Here is a 21,230-nt window from a genome sequence, read left to right on the forward strand (position 1 = left end):
GGCGAACGCTCGGGCAACCAGCCCACCACCCCGTGCCCGGGCTGACCCTCGGTCAGGTCCGACTCCACCGGCCGACGGGCCGCCAGCTCCGCGACCACCGCCGCCTCGTACGCGGCCAACTGCGCCCGCACATCCGCGATCGACGCCAGCTCACCCGCCAGACCCGCATCGGAGAAACCCGCCGGCTCCAGCAACTCCGCCAACCGGCTACGCCGACACCTCACCCCCGCCGGCAGCGGCGGCACCGGGTCAGGCACCGACCGGCGGGCACGCGACACCGTCACCCCCACCCCGAACCCACCGGCCTCGAACACACCCCGAACCTACGGACGGGGTACGACAGTTCCGGCTGGTCGAGGCGGCAGTCAGCCCGCCTCGACCGCGGCGATCAGGTCCCGGTACGCACCGTCGACGTCACCCGCGGTCGTGCGGACCACGCGTGCGTGCGGCCGGCGTTCGAGCAGACCCGTCAGGAGGTCGTACATCGCTCCCAGCCCGGCGTCACCACCCGCCATCGCCGCCGCCTCACGATGATGTGCGGCGAGCGCAGCGTCGGACGAACGGGCGTGGAAGCGAGCGATCGCGTTGACCCGAGAGTCGAGCAACACGACCTCCACGAAGGGGACCGCCAGCTCCGCCGCGGTCCGTTCCAGTTCCTCGATGAACGGCTCGCGACCTAGGAACTGGGGCACCACCACGTCGAACCCGGCGCGCACGTGCTCGGAGATGGCGGCGACGGCGACTCTGCGGGCCAGCACTCCGGACTCCGCGGCGTTCTCCTGCCAGCGCCCCAGCAGCCGCCGCACCACGTCGACGTCCAGGGACAGCGCGAGCGGGTGGTCATCGAGGTAGCGACGAGCGAGTGTGGACTTGCCGATGCCCGGCGGCCCGTTGACCAGCACCAGTCTCGGCACAGCGGTGAGCGTAGTCAGCAGACCCCCGGAAACTGGTGGCTGCGCAGCGGGGTGAGCGTGCACCGTGGCGGCGTGGACATCGACGCCGCGCTGGTCCGGCGCCTGCTCGCCGCCCAGTTCCCCGCGTGGGCCGGCCTGCCGGTGGAGCCGGTCGAGCCGGGTGGCTGGGACAACCGCACGTTCCGGCTCGGCGCCGAGATGCTCGTCCGGCTGCCCAGCGCGGAGCCCTACGCCACGCAGGTGCGCAAGGAGCAGCAGTGGCTGCCCCGACTGGCCACGCACCTGCCACTGCCGATCCCCGTCCCGCTCGGCCAGGGCACCCCGGGAGACGGCTTCCCGTGGCCGTGGTCGGTGTACCGCTGGCTGGACGGCGAGGACGCGGCCGCCGCCCCGGTGGCCGACCCGGTCACGTTCGCCGCCGACCTCGCCGGCTTCCTCACCGCCCTGCAGGACGTCGACCCCACCGGCGGCCCGCCGGCCGGACCGCAGAGCTGGCTCCGCGGGGGACCGCTCACCGGGTACGACGCGCAGACCCGCGAGGCGATCGAGGTGCTCGGCGACGCGATCGACGGGGCGGCCGCTGCCGCGCTCTGGGCCGACGCCCTGTCGACCTCCTGGGACCGGCCACCGCGCTGGTTCCACGGCGACGTCGCGGCCGGCAACCTGCTGGTGCGCGACGGGCGACTGGCCGCCGTGCTGGACTTCGGCACCTGCGGGGTCGGCGACCCGGCGTGTGACCTGGTGATCGCCTGGACGCTGTTCGGCGGCGAGAGCCGGGCGGCGTTCCGCGCCGGCCTCGCCCTGGACGACGACACCTGGGCCCGCGGCCGCGGGTGGGCACTGTGGAAGGCCCTGATCGTGCGCGCCGGGCTGGTCGGGACGAACGCGGTCGAGCAGAGGGGGGCCGCCGCCACTCTGGCGGCGGTGTTGACCGAGGGCTAGAGACGCGTGCCGCGGTGCAGCGCGACGACGCCACCGGTCAGGTCACGCCACTCGACGCCACCCCAGCCGGCACCCTGCAGCCAGCGCGCCAGCTCCGGCTGCGGTGGCCACGCCCGGATCGACTCGGCCAGGTAGACGTAGGCCTCGGGGTTGCTGCTCACCGCCCGGGCGATCTGCGGCAGCGCACGCATCAGGTACTCGGTGTAGACGGTGCGGAACGGCCGCCACACCGGGCTGGAGAACTCGCAGACCACCAGCGTCCCGCCGGGCCGGGTCACGCGGGCGAACTCGCGCAGCGCCGCCTGCGGGTCGGCCACGTTGCGCAGGCCGAAGGAGATGACCACGCCGTCCACGCTCTGGTCGGCCAGCGGCAGCGCCATCGCGTCCCCGGCGACCTTGGGCACCGGGCGTGAGGCGCCGGCCCGCAGCATGCCCTGGGAGAAGTCGCAGGCGATCGCGTGCACCCCGCCGGCGGCGAGCTCCACGGTGGAGACGGCGGTGCCGGCCGCGACGTCCAGCACGGTGGAGCCGGGACGGGCGCCGAGCGCCTCGCGGGTGGCCCGCCGCCAGCCGGCGTCCAGGCCGCCGGAGAGCACGGTGTTGGTCAGGTCGTACCGACCGGCGACCCGGTCGAACATCGCCGCGACCTCGGCCGGCCGCTTGTCCAGCCCGGCCCGCACCCCCGCCGTCTCAGGTCCTCCACCGGTCGCCACGTCGGCGACGCTACCTGCGCCCCTCCTACCCTGGAGCAGTGACCACGGCAGCCCTCAGCACCACCGCTGGCAAGGCCGCCGTCACCACCACCCCGCTCGGCACCCGCCGTACCCCGCTGCTCACCCTCCTCCCCCGGGACGGCGCGCTGGCCTGGGTGCGCCGCGGCGAGGGCCTGGTCGCCTGGGGCGAGGCCGACCGGCTGGAGGTCACCGGGCCCGGCGCACTGGCCGAGGCCGCCGCCTGGTGGGCCGACCGGTGCGCCCGCACCGTCGTCGACGACCCGCTGGGCGTCCCCGGCTCCGGGCCGGTGGTGTTCGGCTCCATCGCCTTCGACACCGTGGCCGGGACGTCGGTGTTCGTCGTCCCGGAGGTCGTGGTCGGCCGGCGCGACGGGCAGACCTGGGTGACCGTCACCGGGGACGCCGACGACCACCACGCGGTGGTGGAGACCTCGCCGCAGCACGCCGCCACCTCGATCGGCCGGCTGGCCTACGCCGACGGCGCCCTGGACCCGATGGCCTGGTGCGGGGCCGTGGCCACCGCGGTCGCCCGGATCGGCGCCGGCGAGCTGGACAAGGTGGTGCTCGCCCGCGACCTGCTGGTCACCGCCGACCGCCCGCTCGACCCCCGCCGGCTGCTGCTCCGGCTGGCCGAGCGCTTCCCCGACACCTGGACCTTCGCCGTCGACGGCCTGCTCGGCGCCACCCCCGAGCTGCTGCTGCGGCGCACCGGCCGCGACATCGACTCCCGGGTGCTCGCCGGCACCGCCCCCCGCGGCGCCGGCGCCGCGGACGACCGGCTGGCCGCCGACCTGCAGGCCTCGGCCAAGGACCACGCCGAGCACGCCTACGCCGTCGACTCGCTGGCCGACGCGCTCCGCCCGTACGTCGACGAGCTGGTCGTGCCCGCCCAGCCGGAGGTGCTGACGCTGCCCAACGTGCGGCACCTGGCCAGCGACGTCCGCGGCCGGCAGCGGGACGGCGACGCCGCCGGGCTGCTCGAGCTGGTCGGCGCCGTGCACCCGACCGCCGCGGTCTGCGGCAGCCCGCGGGCCACGGCAGCCCGGGTGATCGGCGAGCTGGAGGGGATGGACCGCGGGCGGTACGCCGGTCCGGTCGGCTGGCTGGACTCCCGCGGGGACGGCGAGTTCGGCCTGGCGCTGCGCTGCGCGGAGCTGACCGGCGCGGAGGGCGGCCGGCAGGCCCGGCTGTTCGCCGGGTGCGGGATCGTCGCCGGCTCCGACCCGATCGCGGAGCTGGCCGAGACCCAGGCCAAGCTCGCCGCCTTCCAGGCCGCACTGGAGGACTGAGCCGCACTGCAGGACTGAGCCGTCTCCCCCGGACGGGGGGCACCGACCGCCGGATGACCCGGTCAGGTGAAGACAGCGCGCCGATGTTCCGAAACGCTCCAGGTCAGCATCATCGATCCGGGGGACGCAGCACATGGGCAGCTGGACGGCGCAGCACCGCGGCAGGCTCGTCGCCGCTGCATGGCTGCTGCTCGCCGCCGTCCTGGTGTCACTGGTCGTCATGACCGACGGGACGACGTTCGCCGCGGTCACCTACCAGGTCCTCACCATCGGGGCCGCCGTCGCCGCCTGGGTCGGCGTCCGGCGCCGCTCGGCCGGCCGCGCCGGCCGCTGGTTCGCCGCCACCGTCACCCTCAACGCCGTCGGCGACGTGGTCTGGCAGGTGCAGTCCTGGGTCGTGGGCAGCGCGCCGGACGTGTCGCTGGGCGACCCGGCCTACCTCGCGTCCTACGTCGCGCTGGGCGTCGCGCTGACCCTGCACGCCCGGGACGACGACGCCAGCGACCGCGTCCGCTTCCACTCGCTGCTCGACGGCGCCGCCGTGCTCGTGGTCGCCCTGCTCGTCGTCTGGCAGAGCTCGGTGCAGTCGACCCTGGCCGACGACGCCCTGCCCCTGGCCACCAAGATCGCCTGGGCGGCGTACCCGGTGCTGGACGCGGTGGCCCTCGGGCTCGTCGTCCGTGGGGTGGTGCTGCGCTCCCAGCTCACCCGGTCCGCCCTGCTGCTGGGCCTCGGCACGGCGGCCTGGCTGGGCTCGGACATGGCGTGGCTGCTGCTGGCCTCCGCGGAGACCGTCAGCGGCTGGCTGGACGCCGGCTGGCTGGTCGGGGCGGTGCTGCTGGCGGCCGTGCCGTGGGCCTCGCGGCCGGACCCCGCGGTGCGCCACCGGGAGCCCTCGGACGCGGTCGTCGGGCGGGTCCGGATGACGCTGGCCTTCCTGCCGCTGCTGGTGCCCGGCGCCTTCGAGTTCCGGGCGTGGCTCAGCGGCGCCGACATCGACCCGGTCCCCGGCCTGCTGGCCACCTGCTCGCTGACCGTGCTCATGGTCGTCCGCGCCCAGCGGCTGCTCTCCGACAGCGCCCGGGCCCGGGCCGAGGTCGACTCCCAGGCCCGGCGCTACGAGGCGCTGGCCGTCAACTCCTCGGACGCGGTGGTGGTCGTCGACGTCGCGGGCCGGCTCACCGCCGACTCCACCACGCTCACCGACCTGCTCGGCCGGCCGGCGTCGGCCGGGTGCTCGCTGCCCGATCTGCTGGGTGGGCTGGGCATCGACCCGGCCGACGTGCGCGCCGTGCTGGACCGGGCCTGCTCGGTCCCGGGTGAGCCGGTGGAGCTGGAGCTGCGCGGTGGGCACCCCCGCGGCGGGGTGGTGTGGCTGGGCGGCCGGGCGGTGGACCTGCTCACCGACCCGGACGTCGGCGGGATCGTGGTCGGCGTCTACGACATCACCGGCCGCAAGGAGGCCGAGCAGGAGCTGGCCCACCAGGCCTTCTACGACGGCCTGACCGGGCTGGCCAACCGCTCGCTGTTCCTGGACCACACCGAGCAGGCGCTGCGCCGGGCCGGCCGCAACGGCACCGCGCCGATCGTGCTCTGCCTGGACCTCGACGGGTTCAAGGACGTCAACGACAGCCTCGGCCACCTGGCCGGCGACGAGCTGCTCCGGACGGTCGCCGGCCGGCTGCTCGGCGTGGTCCGGGCCGCGGACACCGTGTCCCGGCTGGGCGGCGACGAGTTCGCCGTCCTCGTCGACGACACCCGGGGCGGGCTGCCCGCCGCCGCGTCGCTGGCCGAACGACTGCTGCAGGTGATCGGCGAGCCGGTGGACCTGGGCGGCCACCGGGTGACCGTGGGCGCGAGCATCGGCATCGTGGCCGCCGAGCCCGAGGCGACCCCGCTGTCGCTGTTCCGGGACGCCGACATCGCCATGTACCGGGCCAAGGCCGCCGGCCGCGCCACCTGGGTCGTGTTCGACCCCGAGATGCGCGCCGCCGCCCTGGAACGGATCGAGCTGGAGCGGGAGCTCGGCGGGGCGCTGGCGGCCGGGCAGCTGCGGCTGGTCTACCAGCCGGTCGTGGACCTGCAGACCGAGCGGGTCGTCGGGTTCGAGGCGCTGCTGCGCTGGCAGCACCCCACGCTCGGCGCGATCGGGCCGGACCGGTTCGTCCCGGTCGCCGAGGACTCCGGGCACATCGTGCCGATCGGCCGCTGGGTGCTGGCCGAGGCCACCCGCACCGCCGCCCGGTGGCAGCGCGCCCACCCCGGGTCGCCGCCGCTGTCCATGGCGGTGAACGTCTCCGCCCGCCAGCTGGCCGGCGGCACGCTGGTGCACCAGGTCGCCGAGGCGCTGACCGGCAGCGGCATCGCGCCGTCCTCGCTGGTGCTGGAGGTGACCGAGACGGCGCTGGTCACCGACCCGGACGCGGTGGCCGAGCGGCTGGCGGAGCTGCGTGCCCTGGGCACCCGGCTGGCGCTGGACGACTTCGGCACCGGCTACTCGTCGCTGAGCTACCTGCGCCAGTTCGACGTGGACGTGCTCAAGATCGACCGGTCGTTCGTCAGCCTGCTCGACGAGGCCGGCGCCGACGCGGCGATCGTGCACGGCCTGGTCCAGCTGGGCCGGACGCTGGGGCTGGAGGTCGTCGCCGAGGGCGTGGAGACCGGCACCCAGCGCGACCTGCTGCGCGCCGAGCGCTGCGACCTGGCCCAGGGCTGGCTGTTCGCCAAGCCGCTGGAGGCCGCGGAGGCCGAGCTGCTGCTCCTGTCCCAGGCGACCCCGGCGACCGGCCCGCGCCCGCTGGCCCAGAGCTAGGGCTGCGAGGCCGCGAGCGCCTCCGCGGCGGCGGCGCGCAGCCGCACCGCGAGCGCTGCCTCGGCCGCGGCGTCGGTGCGGACGACGACCACCCGCGGCCCACCCGCGCCGAGGGCGGCCACCAGCTGCGCGGCGTCGCTCACCGCGGTCGCCGCCCAGCCCAGCGAGCGGGCCACCGCCACCAGGTCGCGGCCGTGCGGCGTGCCGAACACCCGCTGGTAGGAGGCCGCGTACTGCGGCTGCCCCGGCTCCAGCTGGGCGAAGATGCCACCCCCGTCGTTGTCCGGCACGACGATCGTGAGGTCCGGGCGCGGTTCACCGGACCCGGGCAGCAGCCCGGTCAGGTCGTGCAGGAACGTCAGGTCGCCCATCAGCGCGAACGCCGGGCCACCGCCGGCGCCCTGGTGGGCCAGCGCCGCACCGACCGCGGTGGAGATCGTGCCGTCGATCCCGGCGACGCCCCGGTTGGCCAGCACGGTCAGCCCCGGGCGGGGGACGGCGAGCCGGTCGACGTCGCGCACCGGGGTGGAGGAGCCGAGCACCAGCAGCGCCCCGGCGGGCAGCGTGGCGACCAGGTCGCGGGCCAGCCGGGCCGCGGTCAGCCCGCGGCCGACGTGCTCGTCGAGCTCGGCGTCCACCGCTCGCCCCACCCGCGCGGCCGCATCCGCCCAAGCCGCGGCCCAGCCCCCGGCCACAGAACCGGCGGCCGGTCGCGGACCCACCTCGCGCAGCGCCAGCCCCGGGTCGAGCTGGGCGCTGCCGACCACGGTGCTGCCCCGCCCCGGGTCGGCCCAGCGCGGGGTCGGCCCGTAGGTCTCCACGGTCACCGCCGGATCGCCCAGGAGTGCGTTGACCGGCCGGGAGAGGGTGGGCCGGCCGACGACCACGACCCGGTCCGGGCGGTGCGCGGCCAGCCAGTCAGCCGCGCCCAGCAGCAGCGCCGGTCCGCGGAGCGCACCGGCGGCACCCCAGGCGCCGCTGCTCGGCTCGGCCAGCACCGGCCAGCCGCGCTGGTCGGCGACGACGGCCGCGGCCCGGCCGACCGCCGACGGCGCATCCCCGGCGACCAGCAGGGTGCGGACGCCACCGGCCGGGTCGACGCCGGTCAGCGGCGCCCGCCGCAGCCCGCCGCCGTCGGGGACGGCTCCGGTCCACGGCGCCCCGCCCGGCCGGCCGGCGAACTCCCCCGCGGGCAGCGCCGGCCGGGCGCCGGGCGCGGTGTCGTCGGGCATCAGCGGCTCGCGCAGCGCCAGGTTCAGGTGCACCGGGCCCGGGTCACCGGAGAGCTCGCCGCGGGCGATCAGCAGCGCCTTGGCCACCACCGAGCGCCAGTAGCGGTTCTGCGCGGCCTCCCGGCCGGGCTCGGGCACCCCGACGTCCAGCGCCCAGCGCACCGCGCCGCCGTAGAGGCCGACCTGGTCGATCGTCTGGTTCGCACCGGTGGCGCGCAGCTCCGGCGGCCGGTCGGCGGTCAGCGCGAGCAGCGGCACGCCGCTCTCGTGCGCCTCCAGCACGGCCGCGTGCAGGTGCGCGGTCGCCGTCCCGGAGGTGGTGAGCACCGGCACCGGCCGGCCGGTGGCCTTGGCCAGCCCCAGCGCCAGGAAGGACGCCGTCCGCTCGTCGATCCGCACGTGCAGCCGCAGCCGGCCGGCCACCTCGGCGTCGGCGAGCGCCAGCGCGACCGGCGCCGAGCGGGAGCCGGGTGCGACGACCGCGTCGGTGACGCCGCCGCGGACCAGCTCGTCGACCAGCACCCGGGCGAAGGCGGTGCTCGGGTTCACCGGGCCTGCACCGCCGCCAGCCGGGTGCGCCAGCGCTGCTGGGTGTCTGGGTCGGCGGGCACCTCGGCCAGCCGGTCGGGCACCGGGCGCACCACCGGCAGGGCCCCGTCGACCGGCAGCAGCGGCTCGCTGGTCACGTCGCCGGTGAGCAGCGCCACCGTGGCCAGGCCGCAGGCGAACGGCAGCTCCGGCAGCGCCGCGGCCAGCGCGACCCCGGCGGCGATCCCGACCGAGCTCTCCAGCGCCGAGGAGACCACGCAGGGCAGCCCGTGCGCCTCGGCCACCGCGAGGGCGGCCCGCACCCCACCGAGCGGCTGCACCTTGAGCACCACCACGTCGGCGGCCCCCCGCAGGTCGACCCGGAGCGGGTCGGCGGCGCGGCGGACCACCTCGTCGGCAGCGATCCGGACGTCGACCCGCCGGCGCACCGCGACCAGCTCCTCGACGGTCGCGCAGGGCTGCTCGACGTACTCCAGGCCCACCCGGTCGAGGGCCGTGATCCGGCGGACGGCGGTGTCGACGTCCCAGGCGGTGTTCGCGTCGACCCGGATCGCACCGTCGGGCCCGAGCGCGTCCCGGACCGCCTCGACCCGCGCCTCGTCCTCGGCCTCGGACTGCCCCGGCTCGGCGACCTTCACCTTCGCGGTGCGGCAGCCCGAGGCCGTCACGATCGCGTGCGCCTGCTGCGGCCCCACCGCCGGCACCGTCACGTTCACCGGCACCGCCGCCCGCACCGGGTCGGGCCAGCCGAGGACGGCGGCCTCGTGCGCGCTGCGCCACCAGCGGCGGCTCTCGTCGACGTCGTAGTCCCAGAAGGGAGAGAACTCCCCCCAGCCGGCGGGACCCTGCACCAGCACGCCGTCGCGCACGTCCAGGCCGCGGAAGCGGGTGCGCATCGGCACCGACCAGACGTGCGCTGCCAGCGGGCCGGCGGCGTCGGACGGGGCGGTGACCACGGATGACAGCCTAGGCGCGGTCCGGCGAACACCCGGCCACGCTGCTGGTGCACCGACCGGGCGCCGCCTAGCGTGCAGTCCGCGCCGTCCGGCGCCCGAGAACCCGGAGGTCCCCGTGGCCCACTCGACGGCTCCACGGACCGTCCCCGCCGACCGCACCCCGCGCGGTCCCGGGCTGCCAGTGCGCTGCGGCGTCCGCGGGTGCGGCTGCGAGGACCCGCGGCAGCTGCTCAACGCTGCCAACGCCGTCACCGTCGTCCGCACGGTCGCCTCGCTGGCACTGGTGGCCACCGCCGCCGTCCAGCACTCCTGGCCCTGGCTGCTGGCCGGCTACCTCACCTATTGGATCGGCGACTCCGCGGACGGCAACATCGCCCGCTGGCGGGACCAGGAGACCCGCTTCGGCGCCGTGTTCGACGTCGTCTGCGACCGGATCAACTGCGTGAGCTGCGCGGTCGTGTTCCTCCAGTTCGTCGACGCCCCCTGGCCGATCGCGGTGTTCCTGTTCCAGTTCGTGGTGGTCGACCTGCCGTTGACCCTGCTGCCGATGCGCTGGCCGGTGCTCTCGCCGAACTACTTCTTCCTGATCGACCGGCTCTCGTACACGCTCAACTGGCACGTGGTCGCGAAGGTCACCAACACCACCCTGCTGATCACCCTGCTGGTCGTGCTGCCCGACCACCAGTGGGTGGCCCTGGTCGCCGCCTCGACCGTGCTGGTGGTCAAGATCTGGTCGCTGGGCCGGGTGCTGCGCCTGCAGGTCCCCCAGGACACCCCGCACGTGCCGCAGGGCGCCGCCACCAGTGCTTGACGCCGGCACGATCGGCCTGATCGCGCTCGGCCTGGTGGTCGGCGCGGTCTCCGCCGTCACCCCGTTCCTGCCGGTCGAGGCCTACGTGATCGGCCTGGCGGTCGCCGAGTCCCCTCCCGTGGCGGTCGCCGGCGCCGTCGCCGCGGCGATCGGCCAGACCGTGGGCAAGGTCGTGCTCTTCACCGCCGCCCGCGGGGCGGCCACCTCGAGGTGGTCGCAGAAGTTGCGCGACCGTGGCGCGAAGGAGGCCGCGGAGATCGCCGCCGCCGAGGAGGCCGGCGAGGCCCCACCGGGCGGGCCGGTGAAGCGGGCGCTGCGGCCGGTGGGCCGGTGGCTCAAGCGGGTCAACGCCGTCGGCATCCGGCTGCTGTCCGGCCGCTCGGGGCCCGGCGTCGTGCTGCTCAGCGGGTCGGTCGGCATCCCGCCGCTGCTGGCGATCGCCTTCTACGCCGGCACCTCGAAGATGAGCCTGCGGGCCTTCGTCGTCACCTGCCTGGCGGGGCGCACCATCCGCTTCGTCGTCCTGGCCCTGGTGCCCGACCTCTTCTGAGCAGTGCCCGGCCTGTTCCGAGCACCGGCCGCCGTAGCCTGACTCCTCGTGCACCGGCAGCTGACCCTCGTGGCCGCGCCGCCGCCCGAGGCGGCCGCGGCGGTGCTGACCACCGTCTGGCCGGCGCTGCGCCACGCCCTGGACGGCGGTGCACCGTTGGCCGTGCTGCCCGCCGGCAGCGGCCCGGCCGACGCCGCCCGCGCCGTGCTGGCACCGGACGACCCACTGGAGCCCGGCACCGACCTGGTCGTGGTGACCTCCGGGTCGACCGGGACGGGCAAGGGCGTGCTGCTCTCCGCCACCGCGCTGCGGGCCTCGGCGACCGCCACCCTCGACCGGCTGGGCGGGCCGGGCAGCTGGCTGCTGGCGCTGCCCACCTCGGCGATCGGCGGGCTGCAGGTCCTGGTGCGCAGCGCGCTGGCCGGCCGGGAGCCCGTCGTCCTCACCCGGGGATCGACGCTGGCCGACGCCGTCGCCCGGCTGCCGGGCGGCGACCGCCGGTACACCGCGCTGGTGCCCACCCAGCTGCGCCGGTACCTCACCGACGAGCCGGAGGTGCTGGCGTCGTTCGACGGCGTGCTGGTCGGCGGCGCCGCCACCGACCCGGGCCTGCTGGCCGACGCCCGGGCCGCCGGGGTGCAGGTGCGCACCACCTACGGGATGAGCGAGACCGCCGGCGGCTGCGTCTACGACGGCGTGCCCCTGGCCGGGGTCGCCGTGCGGGTGGCCGAGGGCGTCGAGCTGGCCGGCCCGGTGCTGGCGCACGGCTACCGCCGCGACCCGGCCGGCACCGCCGCCGCGTTCGTCGACGGCTGGTTCCGCACCCGCGACGCCGGCTCGCTGGACGGCGACCGGCTCACCGTGCACGGCCGGCTGGACGACGTGCTGATCAGCGGCGGGGTCAACGTCGCCCCGCAGGCGGTCGAGGCGGTGCTGCGCGAGCACCCCACGGTCGCCGACGCGGTGGTCACCGGCCTGCCCGACCCGGAGTGGGGTCAGCGGGTGGTGGCGGCGGTCGTCGCCGCCCCCGGCGCGGTGCCCGAGCTGGCCGAGCTGCGGCCGTGGGTGGCCGCCCGCCTCGGGGCTGCCTCCGCGCCCCGGGAGCTGGTGTTCGTCGACGCCGTCCCGACCCTGCACACCGGCAAGCCCGACCGCCGGGCGGTCGCGGCCCAGATCATCGAACGCACGCCGAAGGGAACCGACTGATGGCCACCCCCGCCCAGTGGCTGGAGGGGGCGCGCCCCCGCACGCTGCCCGCCGCGCTCGCCCCGGTGCTCGTCGGGACCGGCGCCGCTGCCGCGCTCGACGGCTTCCGGCTGCTGCCGGCGCTGCTCGCGCTGGTCGTCGCCCTGTCGCTGCAGGTCGCGGTGAACTACGCCAACGACTACTCCGACGGCAAGCGCGGCACCGACGCCGACCGGGTCGGCCCGATGCGGCTGGTCGGCTCGGGGGCGGCCAGTCCGCGGCAGGTGCTGGTCGCGGCGCTGCTGTCCTTCGCGGTGGCGGGCCTGGCGGGGCTGGCGCTGGCGGCGGTGTCCAGCTGGTGGCTGGTCGCGGTGGGCGCGGTGAGCATCCTGGCCGCCTGGACCTACACCGGCGGGCCGATCCCCTACGGCTACCGGGCGCTGGGCGAGGTCTTCGTCTTCGTCTTCTTCGGCCTGGTCGCCGTGGTCGGGACGACGTTCGCCCAGACCGAGTCGCTGGACGGGCTGGCGTTCGCCGCCGCGGTGCCGATCGGGCTGTGCTCGGTGGCGCTGCTGGTGGTCAACAACCTGCGCGACGTGCACGGGGACGCCGCCGTCGGCAAGCGCACCCTGGCGGTGCTGCTCGGCGAGGCCCGCACCCGGCTGGCCTACACCGGGCTGCTGGTCGTCGCCTTCGCCGTCGTGGTCGCCATCGGGGTCACCCGGCCCTGGGCGCTGCTCGGGCTGCTGGCGGCCCCGCTGGCGGTGCCGCCGGTGCGCACCGTCCTCGGCGGTGGCCGGGGCCCGGTGCTTATCGGCGCGCTCAAGGCCACCGGTCAGCTCACCCTGGCCACCGGCGTGCTGCTCGGCCTGGGCCTCGCCCTGAGCTGACGAGGGCCCCCGCTGCCCCCACCGCTCGCAGGCGCGCGGCGGGCCTCTGCGGCGGGGCCGTCAGTCGGGGTCGGTGCCGCGGAGTTCGGCGCGCAGCGCCTCCTTGCGCTGGGCGCGGAGCACCAGGGCGTTGGTCAGCTGCTGGCGCACCCGGCCGAGGGCCAGGTAGGAGACCGGCATCGCCAGCAGCACGCCGAACAGGAAGCCGGGGGTGCCGGGCAGCCCGAGCACCCACAGCAGCGCGATCAGCGCGGCGGCGATGGCCAGTCGGCCCAGGGTGTAGAGCAGCAGCCACTGCACCACCTTCGGCTCGCCCGACGCCGCGCCCGCGGGCGCGGTGGCCCCGGTCGCGTTGGCCCCAGTCGCGTTGCTCTGCGGTGTGCTGTCCTGCTCAGCCACGACGGCCCTCCCACTTGGTCGAGAGGACGACGGTGGTGCGGGTGCGCGCCACCCCTCTGATCCGGTTCAACGCGCTGATGGTGTCCTCGAGTGCCCGGATGTCGGGGACCCGGACCTTGAGCACGTAGCCCTCGCTCCCGGCGACCCGCCAGCAGTCCTCGACCGAGGGCAGCTCGCCCAGGGCCTCCTCGAGGCCGGTGTCGTCGACCTGGTCGCTCTCGATCACGCCGACCAGGGCGGTGACCCCGAGCCCCACCGCGGCCGGGTCGACGACCGCGCGGTAGCCGGTGATGACCCCGCCGGCCTCCAGCTTGCCGATCCGCTCGTGCACCGAGGGCGCCGACAGCCCGACCTGCCGCGCCAGCTCGGCGTAGCTGGCCCGGCCGTTGGCCCGCAGCAGGCTGATCAACTGCTCGTCCACCGCGTCGATGACGGCCTCCGGTCCTGGTGTCGGGTGCCCCGCGACGCCGGGTCGAGGCGGCGCTGGGACGGGGTCCGGCCCCCGCGGGGCGAGATCACCGGGTCCGAGTATCGCCGCGGTCGTACATTGGTGGGCGATGAGGGGGGTGGCCTGATGGTCTTCCTGGTGATGCTGGTGATCGCGGTGGCCGTGGTCGTGCTGGTGATGCGGGCGGCGTCCGCGCAAGGCGGCGGTCCCGGGGGTGTCGACCGGCCCGGTCGCCCGCCGCGGCCGACGCGCCCGCCCCGTGGGCAGGGCCCCACCCGGCCGGTCGCGCCGGACGACGACCCGGAGTTCCTCCGCGAGCTCGAACGGCGCACGCGCCGGGACGACGGCAGCCTGAGCTGACCTGCGGCCCCCTGACGGGCCGCTCCCGACGGACGACGAGCCGTCAGCCCTGCGTGGGCTGACGGCTCGTGGCGTCTCGGGGTCCTGCTGTGCGCACGCTGTGCCGGCTCGGTGGCCTGCTGGTCGTGCCGCGCGGAGCCGCCCAGGCACGCGGCGGCTGTTCCGCATCGACTACGCGGCGGTGGTCTCCTGCGCCGGGTCGGCTGCCGCCGGGGTGCCGCCGCCGAAGAGGCGTCGCCAGCCGAGCTTGCGCCGAGCGGGACGAGGCTCGCTGTCGGCCGGCTGGTCCGCCGCCGAGTCGGTGGCACCCTCGGTGCCGGCGGGCCAGCCGAGGCCGGTGCCGTCGCCCGGTTCACCCGGCCAGCCGAGGCCGCCCTGCTGCCCGTCGGCCGCCCGGGGGGCACCGGCGAGGTGCCTCGGCTCCTCCGGCGTGTCGGCGGTCGGCCGCTGCTGCAGCGCGGCGGCGACGAGCGGGTGCACACCGGCCCCGTCGTCGGCGGCGTGCCTACCCACGGTGATCCCCACGGCGCTCAGTCATGCGGCCAGGATGCCACGATCCGCGACCGGCGGGCGGACTCAGGACGTACCGCACGGTGCCGTTTCACCCGAACGTGACCGTGAGTGAGCGGAGCGGGTCGCCCGGTCGGGTCAGCTGACCCCGCCGTAGCTGTGCAGCCCGGTGGAGACCAGGTTGACGAACAGCAGGTTGAAGATCATCACGACCAGCCCGACCACGTTCACCCACGCCGACGGGCGGCCGCGCCACCCCGACGTCGTCCGGGCGTGCAGGTAGGCGGCGTAGACGACCCAGGCGATGAAGGCCCAGGTCTCCTTCGGGTCCCAGCCCCAGAACCGGCCCCAGGCGCTCTCCGCCCAGATCGCCCCGGCGATGACGGCGAAGGTCCAGATCGGGAAGCCGAACACCGCGGTGCGGTGTGCGGTGCGGTCCAGCGCCGCAGCCGTGGGCAGCCGGTCCAGCAGCGAGGAGCCGCCGGCGACCTCCCCGGTGGCGACGCGCTCGTCGTGCCGGGAGCGCAGCAGGTACAGCAGGCTGGCGATGCCGCTGACGAAGAAGATGCCGAAGCCCAGCGTGGCGGTGCTGACGTGCACGGCCAGCCAGGACGAGCGCAGCGCGGCGACCAGCGGGCCGGTCTCGACGTAGAGGAACAGCCCGATGAGCACCATCGCGAGCACCACGGGGCCGAGCACGAACACACCGATGTGCCGCAGCGCCGGCGCCCGGACGGCGAGCACGCCGTAGGCGACGACCGCGACCAGCACGACCGCGGTGGAGAACTCGTACATGTTGCCCCAGGGCAGCCGGTCGGCCGCCAGCCCGCGGCAGACCAGCACCGCGGTGTGGGTGAGCGCGCCCAGCCCGGTGAGGACCATCGCCACCAGGCCCAGCCGGCGAGCGCGGGCGGGCTCCCCAGCGGTGCCGTCCGGGCCGCCGGCCGGTGCCGCGTCCAGCCCCCCGGTCCCGGCAGCGACGAGCTCGCGGTTGCGCGCGGGGCGGCCGAAGGCCAGCTCGGCGCAGAAGGCGACCACCGCGAGGGAGTACAGCGCGACGGTGATGGAGAAGAACGTGTCGGACAGCGTGGCCAGCGACTCGTCGATCACGACGGCGGTGCCTCCTCGGCGGACGGGCTGGATGCGGGAGTGCGAGCCGCCAGGGCGGTGCGCAGGTCGTCGGTGAGCGCGGTGAACCGCGGTCCGGTGTCGGCGCTGCCCCGGGTCAGCGAGCCGATCGACAGCACGGTACCCCCGCCGTCGGGCGCCGGGCCGACGCGGGCGAAGACCCGCTCGCGGCGCACCAGCAGCATGCCCAGCAGCCCGACCAGCACGGCGATCGCCGCACCGAGCACCCACACCTGGCCGGGGTCGTGGGACACCTGCAGCGCGGCGAACTGCTGGTAGCCGCTGAAGGTGACCACGGTGCCGTCGGGCAGCGTCAGCGACTCCCCCACCACGAGGTTGGCCCGGGCCTGCTCGGTCAGCGAGCCCCGGTCGATCAGCCGCTGGTCCAGCGAGTAGACCGACTGCGCCAGACCGGAGTCCAGGCCCAGGTAGCCGGTGTAGACGATGATGCCGACCTGCGGGTCCAGCGGTCGCGGGTCGACCGAGGTGACCACCCCGGCCTGCAGCACCCCGGTGGGTGCGAAGAAGCCCTCGATGGCCAGCTGGTCGGTGCGGCCCGCGCCCAGGTCGGGGAGCTTCAGCACGCCCTGGCTGAGCATGGTGCCCTGGTCGGCGGGGAGGAACGGCGCGGACAGGTCGGAGAACGTCGTCCCGTCGGGCAGGGTGACGGTGAACTCCGGGCTGTAGCCGTGCCCGGTGACGTACACCCGGTCGCCGTCGATCCGCAGCGGGTCGTTGACGCCGATCGTGGTGTCCACCGGGTCACCGCCGTCCAGCTCGTAGCTGAGGTCGGCGGTGTAGGAGGCCGCGGTGAGGTCCTCCTCGTACTCCGCCTGGAAGTCGGCCAGGTCGACGCAGAGCGGGGAGAGCTCGGCGCTGTCGACCAGCGGGCCGGCGGAGTAGGTGTCGTACTGCTGGAAGGCGTTGCAGAAGCCCTGGCCCTCGGTGACCAGGATGCTGCCCTCGTAGCCCCACATCTTCCCGCCGGCCAGGCCCAGCAGCAGGGCCAGCAGGGACAGGTGGAAGAGCACGTTGCCGGTCTCGCGCAGGTAGCCCTTCTCCGCGGAGACCTCGGGACCGGACCTGCCGTCGCGGCGCGCGACGCGGAACCGGCGGACCCGCAGCTCCTCCTCCACCACGTCCAGCGCGGCCGGACCGGCCAGCGCGCTGGGCAGCTCCGCGTGCTCGGGCAGCCGGTGCAGGTGGCGGGGGGCCACCGGCGGCGGCGCGGTCAGCGAGCGCCCGTGCTCGAGCGCGCGGGGCAGCACGCAGCCGATCAGCGAGATGAACAGCAGCAGGTAGATCGCGGCGAACCAGGGCGAGCTGAACACGTCGAACAGGAACAGCCGGTCCAGCCACGGGGCCAGCGTCGGGTGGTCGGCGAAGTACTGGGTGACGTTGCTCTGGGACAGCGAGCGCTGCGGCAGCAGCGAGCCCGGGATCGACGCGACGGCGAGCAGGAAGAGCAGCACCAGGGCGGTGCGCATCGCGGTGAGCTGCCTCCACCAGCGCAACAGCCGGGCCAGCACCCGGCGGCCGGGTGAGGGCGGGGGCGGCGGAGTGGGCGGCGCGGCCGGGCGGGGCGGCGCGGTGGTGGTCACAGGAAGGACTCCCCCAGCCCCGAGGCGCCGATCCAGGAGCGCAGCCACTGCATCATCTCGGTCCAGGCACCGGTCACCAGCAGCAGCCCGACGCCGATGAGCACGAAGCCGCCGACCCGGGTCACCGCGCGGGCGTTGCGGCGCAGGAACGACATCGCCCCGACCGCCCAGCGGGCGCCCAGCGCGACCAGCACGAACGGCACGCCCAGGCCCAGGCAGTACGCGAGGCCCAGGAACGCACCGCGCCCCACCGTCGCCTCGCTGAAGGCCAGGTTCTGCACGGCGGCCAGCGTCGGGCCCAGGCACGGCGTCCAGCCCAGGCCGAAGACGACGCCCAGCAGCGGGGCACCGGCCAGGCCCACCGCGGGCCGCGCAGTGAGCCGGGCGGTGCGCTGCAGGAACGGCAACCAGCCCAGGAAGCCGAGCCCGACGACGATGGTGACCAGGCCCATCGCCCGGGTGATCACGTCGTTGTGCTCGAGCAACAGCCGCCCCAGCCCACCGACGGCGCTGCTGATCGCCACGAACACGACGGTGAAGCCGAGCACGAACAGCGATGCGCCGAGCACCATCCGGCCGCGGGGCGCGCGCTCGTCGACCGGCCGGACGGCGGTGGCCACGCTCGCCCCGCCGCCGGCGGCCGGGACGTCGGGAGCCGGGGTGGTCGCGCGGGTGCCGCTGCCGACCAGGCCGGTGACGTAGGACAGGTAGCCGGGCACCAGCGGCAGCACGCAGGGCGAGGCGAAGCTGATCAGCCCGGCGAGCGCGGCGACGGCGGCCGCGACCAGCAGCGGGCCGTCACCGATCAGCTCCTTGATCGCGTCGACCACGGCTCAGGCCTCCTCGGTGAGCGCGGCGATCACCGATCGCAGGTCGTCCTGGCGCACCTCACCGGTGTACACCGCCGCGACCCGGCTGTCCCGGTCCAGCACGATCGTCGAGGGGATGGCGTTGGCCGGGTAGTCGCGGAAGGCCAGCGCCACCTCACCGCGCGGGTCGTGGAGCGAGGGGAAGGTGATCGCCTTGCTGTCCAGGAAGGCCTGGGCCAGCTGCTCGCTGTCCTTGACGTTCAGGCCGAGGAACTGGACACCGTCGTCCTGCACGTCGGCGTAGACCTCCTGGAACTCCGGCGACTCCACCCGGCAGGGCGCGCACCAGGAACCCCAGAAGTTCAGCACCGCCACGTTGCCGGCCAGCTCACCGGAGTCGTAGTCCCCACCGCCGAGCAGCGTGCCGGAGAACTGCGGCGCGCTCTCCCGCTCGGCCTCGGGGATCACCTCGCCGTCCGGGGTCGCCGCGACGAAGCGGAACTCGCCGCCGTTGTTCACGTCCACCGCGTCGCCGCCGGTGGAGCACCCGGTGACCAGCAGTGCCGCGGTGCCCAGCGCCGCGGCCAGCCGGCTACGCACCGGGCACCGCGTCGGGGTCGGTCGCGCCGGCCGGCTCCGCGTAGCCGATCCGCACCAGCCGGTCGCCGTCGTAGGTGAGCGAGGTGACGCTGGCCAGGCCGCACTCACGCCGGCGCGGGTCGTGCAGGTAGCGGCGGCCCTCCAGGTGCAGCCGCACCGTCCAGATCGGCAGCTGGTGGCTCACGCAGACGGCGGCGTGCCCGCGGGCGGCGTCCCGGGCGGTGGTGATCGCCCCGAGCATCCGGGCGGCGATCTCGCGGTACGGCTCGCCCCAGGACGGCGTCCACGGGTTGCGCAGCCGCCACCAGTTGGCCGGGTGGCGCAGCGCCCCGTCACCGACGCCGAAGGTCTTGCCCTCGAAGGAGTTGCCCGCCTCGATCAGCCGCTCGTCGGTGGCGATCTCCAGGCCCAGCGTGTCGGCGATCGGCCGCGCGGTCTGCTGGGCGCGCTCCAGCGGGCTGGCCACCAGGTGCGTGACGTCCCGGTCGGCGAACCAGGCGGCCGCGGTGCGGGCCATGCCCTCGCCGGCCTCGCTCAGCCGGTAGCCGGGCAGCCGGCCGTAGAGCACGCCGGCGGGGTTGTGCACCTCGCCGTGCCGCATCAGGTGGACGACGGTCGTCTCGGTCACGGCTGGAGCTCCTGGGCGTCGGTGGAGACCGGGGACGGCGCGGAGCCACCGGCGGCGGCCGCGGCGGCCTGTGCCGCGGCGGGCAGCGCGGCGAGCACGTGCTCCACCGCCTCGTCGTCCAGCGCGGCGCTGACGAACCACGCCTCGAACGCCGAGGGCGGCAGGTACACCCCACGGGCGAGCATGGCGTGGAAGAAGGCGGTGTGCGCCGCGACGTCCTGGGTGCGGGCGTCGGCGTAGTCGCGGACCTGCCGCTCGTCGGGCACGAAGAACACCGAGAACATCGACCCGGCCTGCTGCACCCGGTGCGGCACCCCGGCGGAGAACAGCGCCGCGCTGGCCGCACCGCGCAGCGTGGCGGCGACCTGGTCGCAGTGCGCGTAGACGTCCTCGGTGCACAACCGCAGGGTGGTCAGCCCGGCGGCGACGGCGACCGGGTTCCCGGCGAGCGTGCCTGCTTGGTAGACCGGGCCGGCCGGGGCCAGCTGGTCCATCACCTCGGCGCGGCCGCCGAAGGCCGCGGCCGGCATGCCACCGCCCATGACCTTGCCGAAGGTGAACAGGTCGGCGTCCACCGGGTCCAGGCCGTACCAGCCGGCGGCGGACACCCGGAAGCCGGTCATCACCTCGTCGACCAGCAGCAGCGCGCCGTGCGCGGCGGTGATCCGGCGGAGCTGGCCGTTGAAGCCGTCCAGCGGCGGGACGACGCCCATGTTGCCCGGCGCGGCCTCGGTGACCACGCAGGCGATCTGGTCACCGCGTTCGGCGAACACCGCCTCGACCGCGGCGACGTCGTTGTAGGGCAGCACGATCGTGTCCGCGGCCGCCCCGGTGGTGACGCCGGGGGTGTCCGGCAGCCCGAGCGTGGCCACACCCGACCCGGCCGAGGCCAGCAGCGCGTCGACGTGGCCGTGGTAGCAGCCGGCGAACTTCACGATCAGCGGACGCCCGGTGTACCCACGGGCCAGCCGCACCGCCGACAGGACCGCCTCGGTGCCGGAGTTGACCAGCCGGACCCGCTCGACCGGGGCCACCCGGCCGGCGATCTCCTCGGCCAGCTCGGCCTCGGCGGCGGTGGGCGTGCCGAAGGTGAACCCGTTGCGGGCCGCGGCGGTGACGGCGGCGACCACCTCGGGGTGCGCGTGGCCCAGGATCATCGGTCCCCAGGAGGCGACCAGGTCCACGTAGCGGCGGCCGTCGGCGTCGGTCAGCCACGGGCCGGACCCCGAGGCCATGAACCGTGGGGTGCCCCCGACGGCGCGGAACGCCCGCACCGGCGAGTTGACCCCGCCCGGTGTCACCCGGCCGGCCCGTTCGAACAGCTCTGCCGACACCGGGGCCTCGTACGGGTAGGGCTCAGTCACGGTGCCACTCTCCCAGGCCTGCCTGTGTCCGCGCCGCCCGCGGGGTGGGCTGTGAGCAGCGCCTCGCTCAGCTGCGCCGGCGCCCGGGTCGGGACGAGCACCGTCGTCCCGTCGGTGCGCCGCAGCGGCAGCCCGGCGCGGCCCCGCGGCAGCGACCAGCCGCCGCCGAGCACGGGGGCACCGGCGTCCACACCGGCCGCGCCGCCCCGGACCGCGCGCAGGTGCCCGGCGTCCACCTCGGTGAGCGGCAGCCGCTCCCGGCCGACGCGCAGGACCGCGTCGGGGCCGCGCCCCTCCACCCGGACGGTCCACGCCCGGCGGGCCGCCAGGCAGCCGGCGGCCACCAGGCCCAGCACGAGCACCACGAGGGCGCCGACCACCAGGGCCGGCACACCGAGGACGAGCACCCCCGCGGCCAGCACCGCGAGGACGGCCGCGGTCAGCCAGAACGGCCGCCACGAGCCCCCGGGCTCGGCGAAGCGCACGCCGCCCGGGAGCTCGTCGTCCATCAGCGGGAGC

23 protein-coding genes are annotated in these 21,230 nt (G+C 75.9%); 8 read left to right on the forward strand and 15 right to left on the reverse strand.

The window, feature by feature from the left end:
* Together HLA93_RS10450 and HLA93_RS10455 are read right to left on the reverse strand one after the other, a co-directional pair.
* Positions 1-203, reverse strand: a 203-nt coding sequence (locus HLA93_RS10450) for a hypothetical protein (protein WP_439957978.1), incomplete at its 3' end; no start/stop codon positions are given.
* A 162-nt stretch (positions 204-365) separates the two neighbouring features.
* Complete coding sequence (locus tag HLA93_RS10455) at positions 366-914, reverse strand: AAA family ATPase (RefSeq protein WP_222194342.1); 549 nt, start codon at positions 912-914, stop codon at positions 366-368.
* Positions 915-986: 72 nt separating this feature from the next.
* Here HLA93_RS10455 and HLA93_RS10460 point away from each other — a divergent pair, with 72 nt between their 5' ends.
* Positions 987-1,856 (forward strand): aminoglycoside phosphotransferase family protein, encoded by an 870-nt coding sequence (locus HLA93_RS10460; RefSeq protein ID WP_222194343.1) that lies wholly within the window; start codon positions 987-989, stop codon positions 1,854-1,856.
* On the opposite strand, the gene HLA93_RS10465 is transcribed toward HLA93_RS10460, so the two are convergent.
* Positions 1,853-2,569, reverse strand: a complete 717-nt coding sequence (locus HLA93_RS10465) for a demethylmenaquinone methyltransferase (RefSeq protein ID WP_222194344.1) — start codon at positions 2,567-2,569, stop codon at positions 1,853-1,855. The two genes, HLA93_RS10460 and HLA93_RS10465, sit on opposite strands and share 4 nt — an antisense overlap.
* Positions 2,570-2,607: 38 nt before the next feature.
* Here HLA93_RS10465 and HLA93_RS10470 point away from each other — a divergent pair, with 38 nt between their 5' ends.
* Both HLA93_RS10470 and HLA93_RS21510 read left to right on the forward strand, forming a co-directional pair.
* A complete protein-coding gene (locus tag HLA93_RS10470) occupies positions 2,608-3,879 on the forward strand; it encodes an isochorismate synthase (protein ID WP_222194345.1) in 1,272 nt (423 codons plus the stop codon).
* Between the two features lie 133 nt (positions 3,880-4,012).
* Positions 4,013-6,691 (forward strand): putative bifunctional diguanylate cyclase/phosphodiesterase, encoded by a 2,679-nt coding sequence (locus HLA93_RS21510; protein ID WP_222194346.1) that lies wholly within the window; start codon positions 4,013-4,015, stop codon positions 6,689-6,691.
* Here HLA93_RS21510 and menD read toward each other — a convergent pair.
* Both menD and HLA93_RS10485 read right to left on the reverse strand, forming a co-directional pair.
* Positions 6,688-8,472: a 2-succinyl-5-enolpyruvyl-6-hydroxy-3-cyclohexene-1-carboxylic-acid synthase gene (menD, locus tag HLA93_RS10480; protein WP_222194347.1), complete on the reverse strand. Its 1,785-nt coding sequence runs from the start codon at positions 8,470-8,472 to the stop codon at positions 6,688-6,690. The genes HLA93_RS21510 and menD overlap by 4 nt on opposite strands.
* Positions 8,469-9,428: an o-succinylbenzoate synthase gene (locus tag HLA93_RS10485; protein ID WP_308128052.1), complete on the reverse strand. Its 960-nt coding sequence runs from the start codon at positions 9,426-9,428 to the stop codon at positions 8,469-8,471. The genes menD and HLA93_RS10485 overlap by 4 nt, the downstream gene beginning before the upstream one ends.
* 115 nt (positions 9,429-9,543) lie before the next feature.
* On the opposite strand from HLA93_RS10485, the gene HLA93_RS10490 reads away from it, so the two are divergent.
* From HLA93_RS10490 to HLA93_RS10505, 4 genes are read left to right on the forward strand one after another with little or no spacing between them, the layout of a single operon-like run.
* Entirely contained in the window at positions 9,544-10,239 is a 696-nt protein-coding gene (locus HLA93_RS10490) for a CDP-alcohol phosphatidyltransferase family protein (RefSeq protein WP_222194348.1), read from the forward strand.
* Positions 10,232-10,789: a hypothetical protein gene (locus HLA93_RS10495; RefSeq protein ID WP_222194349.1), complete on the forward strand. Its 558-nt coding sequence runs from the start codon at positions 10,232-10,234 to the stop codon at positions 10,787-10,789. The genes HLA93_RS10490 and HLA93_RS10495 overlap by 8 nt, the downstream gene beginning before the upstream one ends.
* A gap of 48 nt (positions 10,790-10,837) precedes the next feature.
* Positions 10,838-11,995: an o-succinylbenzoate--CoA ligase gene (gene menE, locus HLA93_RS10500; protein ID WP_308128053.1), complete on the forward strand. Its 1,158-nt coding sequence runs from the start codon at positions 10,838-10,840 to the stop codon at positions 11,993-11,995.
* Positions 11,995-12,864 (forward strand): 1,4-dihydroxy-2-naphthoate polyprenyltransferase, encoded by an 870-nt coding sequence (locus HLA93_RS10505; RefSeq protein ID WP_222194350.1) that lies wholly within the window; start codon positions 11,995-11,997, stop codon positions 12,862-12,864. Before menE ends, HLA93_RS10505 begins: the two co-directional genes overlap by 1 nt.
* A 60-nt stretch (positions 12,865-12,924) precedes the next feature.
* On the opposite strand, the gene HLA93_RS20930 is transcribed toward HLA93_RS10505, so the two are convergent.
* Both HLA93_RS20930 and HLA93_RS21515 read right to left on the reverse strand, forming a co-directional pair.
* Entirely contained in the window at positions 12,925-13,263 is a 339-nt protein-coding gene (locus tag HLA93_RS20930) for a DUF4229 domain-containing protein (RefSeq protein WP_222194351.1), read from the reverse strand.
* Positions 13,256-13,684, reverse strand: a complete 429-nt coding sequence (locus tag HLA93_RS21515; RefSeq protein WP_222194352.1) for an Lrp/AsnC family transcriptional regulator — start codon at positions 13,682-13,684, stop codon at positions 13,256-13,258. The genes HLA93_RS20930 and HLA93_RS21515 overlap by 8 nt, the downstream gene beginning before the upstream one ends.
* Before the next feature lie 129 nt (positions 13,685-13,813).
* Here HLA93_RS21515 and HLA93_RS10520 point away from each other — a divergent pair, with 129 nt between their 5' ends.
* Positions 13,814-14,071: a hypothetical protein gene (locus HLA93_RS10520; RefSeq protein ID WP_308128054.1), complete on the forward strand. Its 258-nt coding sequence runs from the start codon at positions 13,814-13,816 to the stop codon at positions 14,069-14,071.
* A gap of 171 nt (positions 14,072-14,242) precedes the next feature.
* Here the strand turns inward: HLA93_RS10520 and HLA93_RS10525 are convergent, their stop codons facing one another.
* The 8 genes from HLA93_RS10525 to HLA93_RS10560 form a co-directional block, all read right to left on the reverse strand.
* Positions 14,243-14,584, reverse strand: coding sequence for a hypothetical protein (locus HLA93_RS10525; RefSeq protein ID WP_222194353.1), 342 nt, complete (start codon positions 14,582-14,584; stop codon positions 14,243-14,245).
* A gap of 135 nt (positions 14,585-14,719) precedes the next feature.
* Positions 14,720-15,691, reverse strand: a complete 972-nt coding sequence (gene ccsB / locus HLA93_RS10530) for a c-type cytochrome biogenesis protein CcsB (RefSeq protein WP_222194354.1) — start codon at positions 15,689-15,691, stop codon at positions 14,720-14,722.
* Positions 15,688-17,310 carry a cytochrome c biogenesis protein ResB gene (resB, locus tag HLA93_RS10535; protein ID WP_222194355.1) on the reverse strand — a complete coding sequence of 541 codons (1,623 nt, stop codon included), beginning with the start codon at positions 17,308-17,310 and terminating at the stop codon, positions 15,688-15,690. The genes ccsB and resB overlap by 4 nt, the downstream gene beginning before the upstream one ends.
* Positions 17,307-18,140 carry a cytochrome c biogenesis CcdA family protein gene (locus tag HLA93_RS10540; protein WP_222194356.1) on the reverse strand — a complete coding sequence of 278 codons (834 nt, stop codon included), beginning with the start codon at positions 18,138-18,140 and terminating at the stop codon, positions 17,307-17,309. Before HLA93_RS10540 ends, resB begins: the two co-directional genes overlap by 4 nt.
* 3 nt (positions 18,141-18,143) lie before the next feature.
* Entirely contained in the window at positions 18,144-18,719 is a 576-nt protein-coding gene (locus HLA93_RS10545) for a TlpA family protein disulfide reductase (protein ID WP_308128055.1), read from the reverse strand.
* Entirely contained in the window at positions 18,712-19,347 is a 636-nt protein-coding gene (locus HLA93_RS10550; RefSeq protein ID WP_222194357.1) for a histidine phosphatase family protein, read from the reverse strand. Before HLA93_RS10550 ends, HLA93_RS10545 begins: the two co-directional genes overlap by 8 nt.
* Positions 19,344-20,711, reverse strand: coding sequence for a glutamate-1-semialdehyde 2,1-aminomutase (hemL, locus tag HLA93_RS10555; protein ID WP_222194358.1), 1,368 nt, complete (start codon positions 20,709-20,711; stop codon positions 19,344-19,346). Before hemL ends, HLA93_RS10550 begins: the two co-directional genes overlap by 4 nt.
* The gene (locus tag HLA93_RS10560) at positions 20,708-21,220 is read right to left on the reverse strand and encodes a hypothetical protein (RefSeq protein ID WP_222194359.1); all 513 of its coding nucleotides are present in this window, start codon (positions 21,218-21,220) and stop codon (positions 20,708-20,710) included. The genes hemL and HLA93_RS10560 overlap by 4 nt, the downstream gene beginning before the upstream one ends.
* Between the last annotated feature and the right edge of the window lie 10 nt (positions 21,221-21,230).

Origin of the sequence: Modestobacter italicus (assembly GCF_019799965.1) — a bacterium.
Lineage (GTDB): Bacteria > Actinomycetota > Actinomycetes > Mycobacteriales > Geodermatophilaceae > Modestobacter > Modestobacter italicus_A.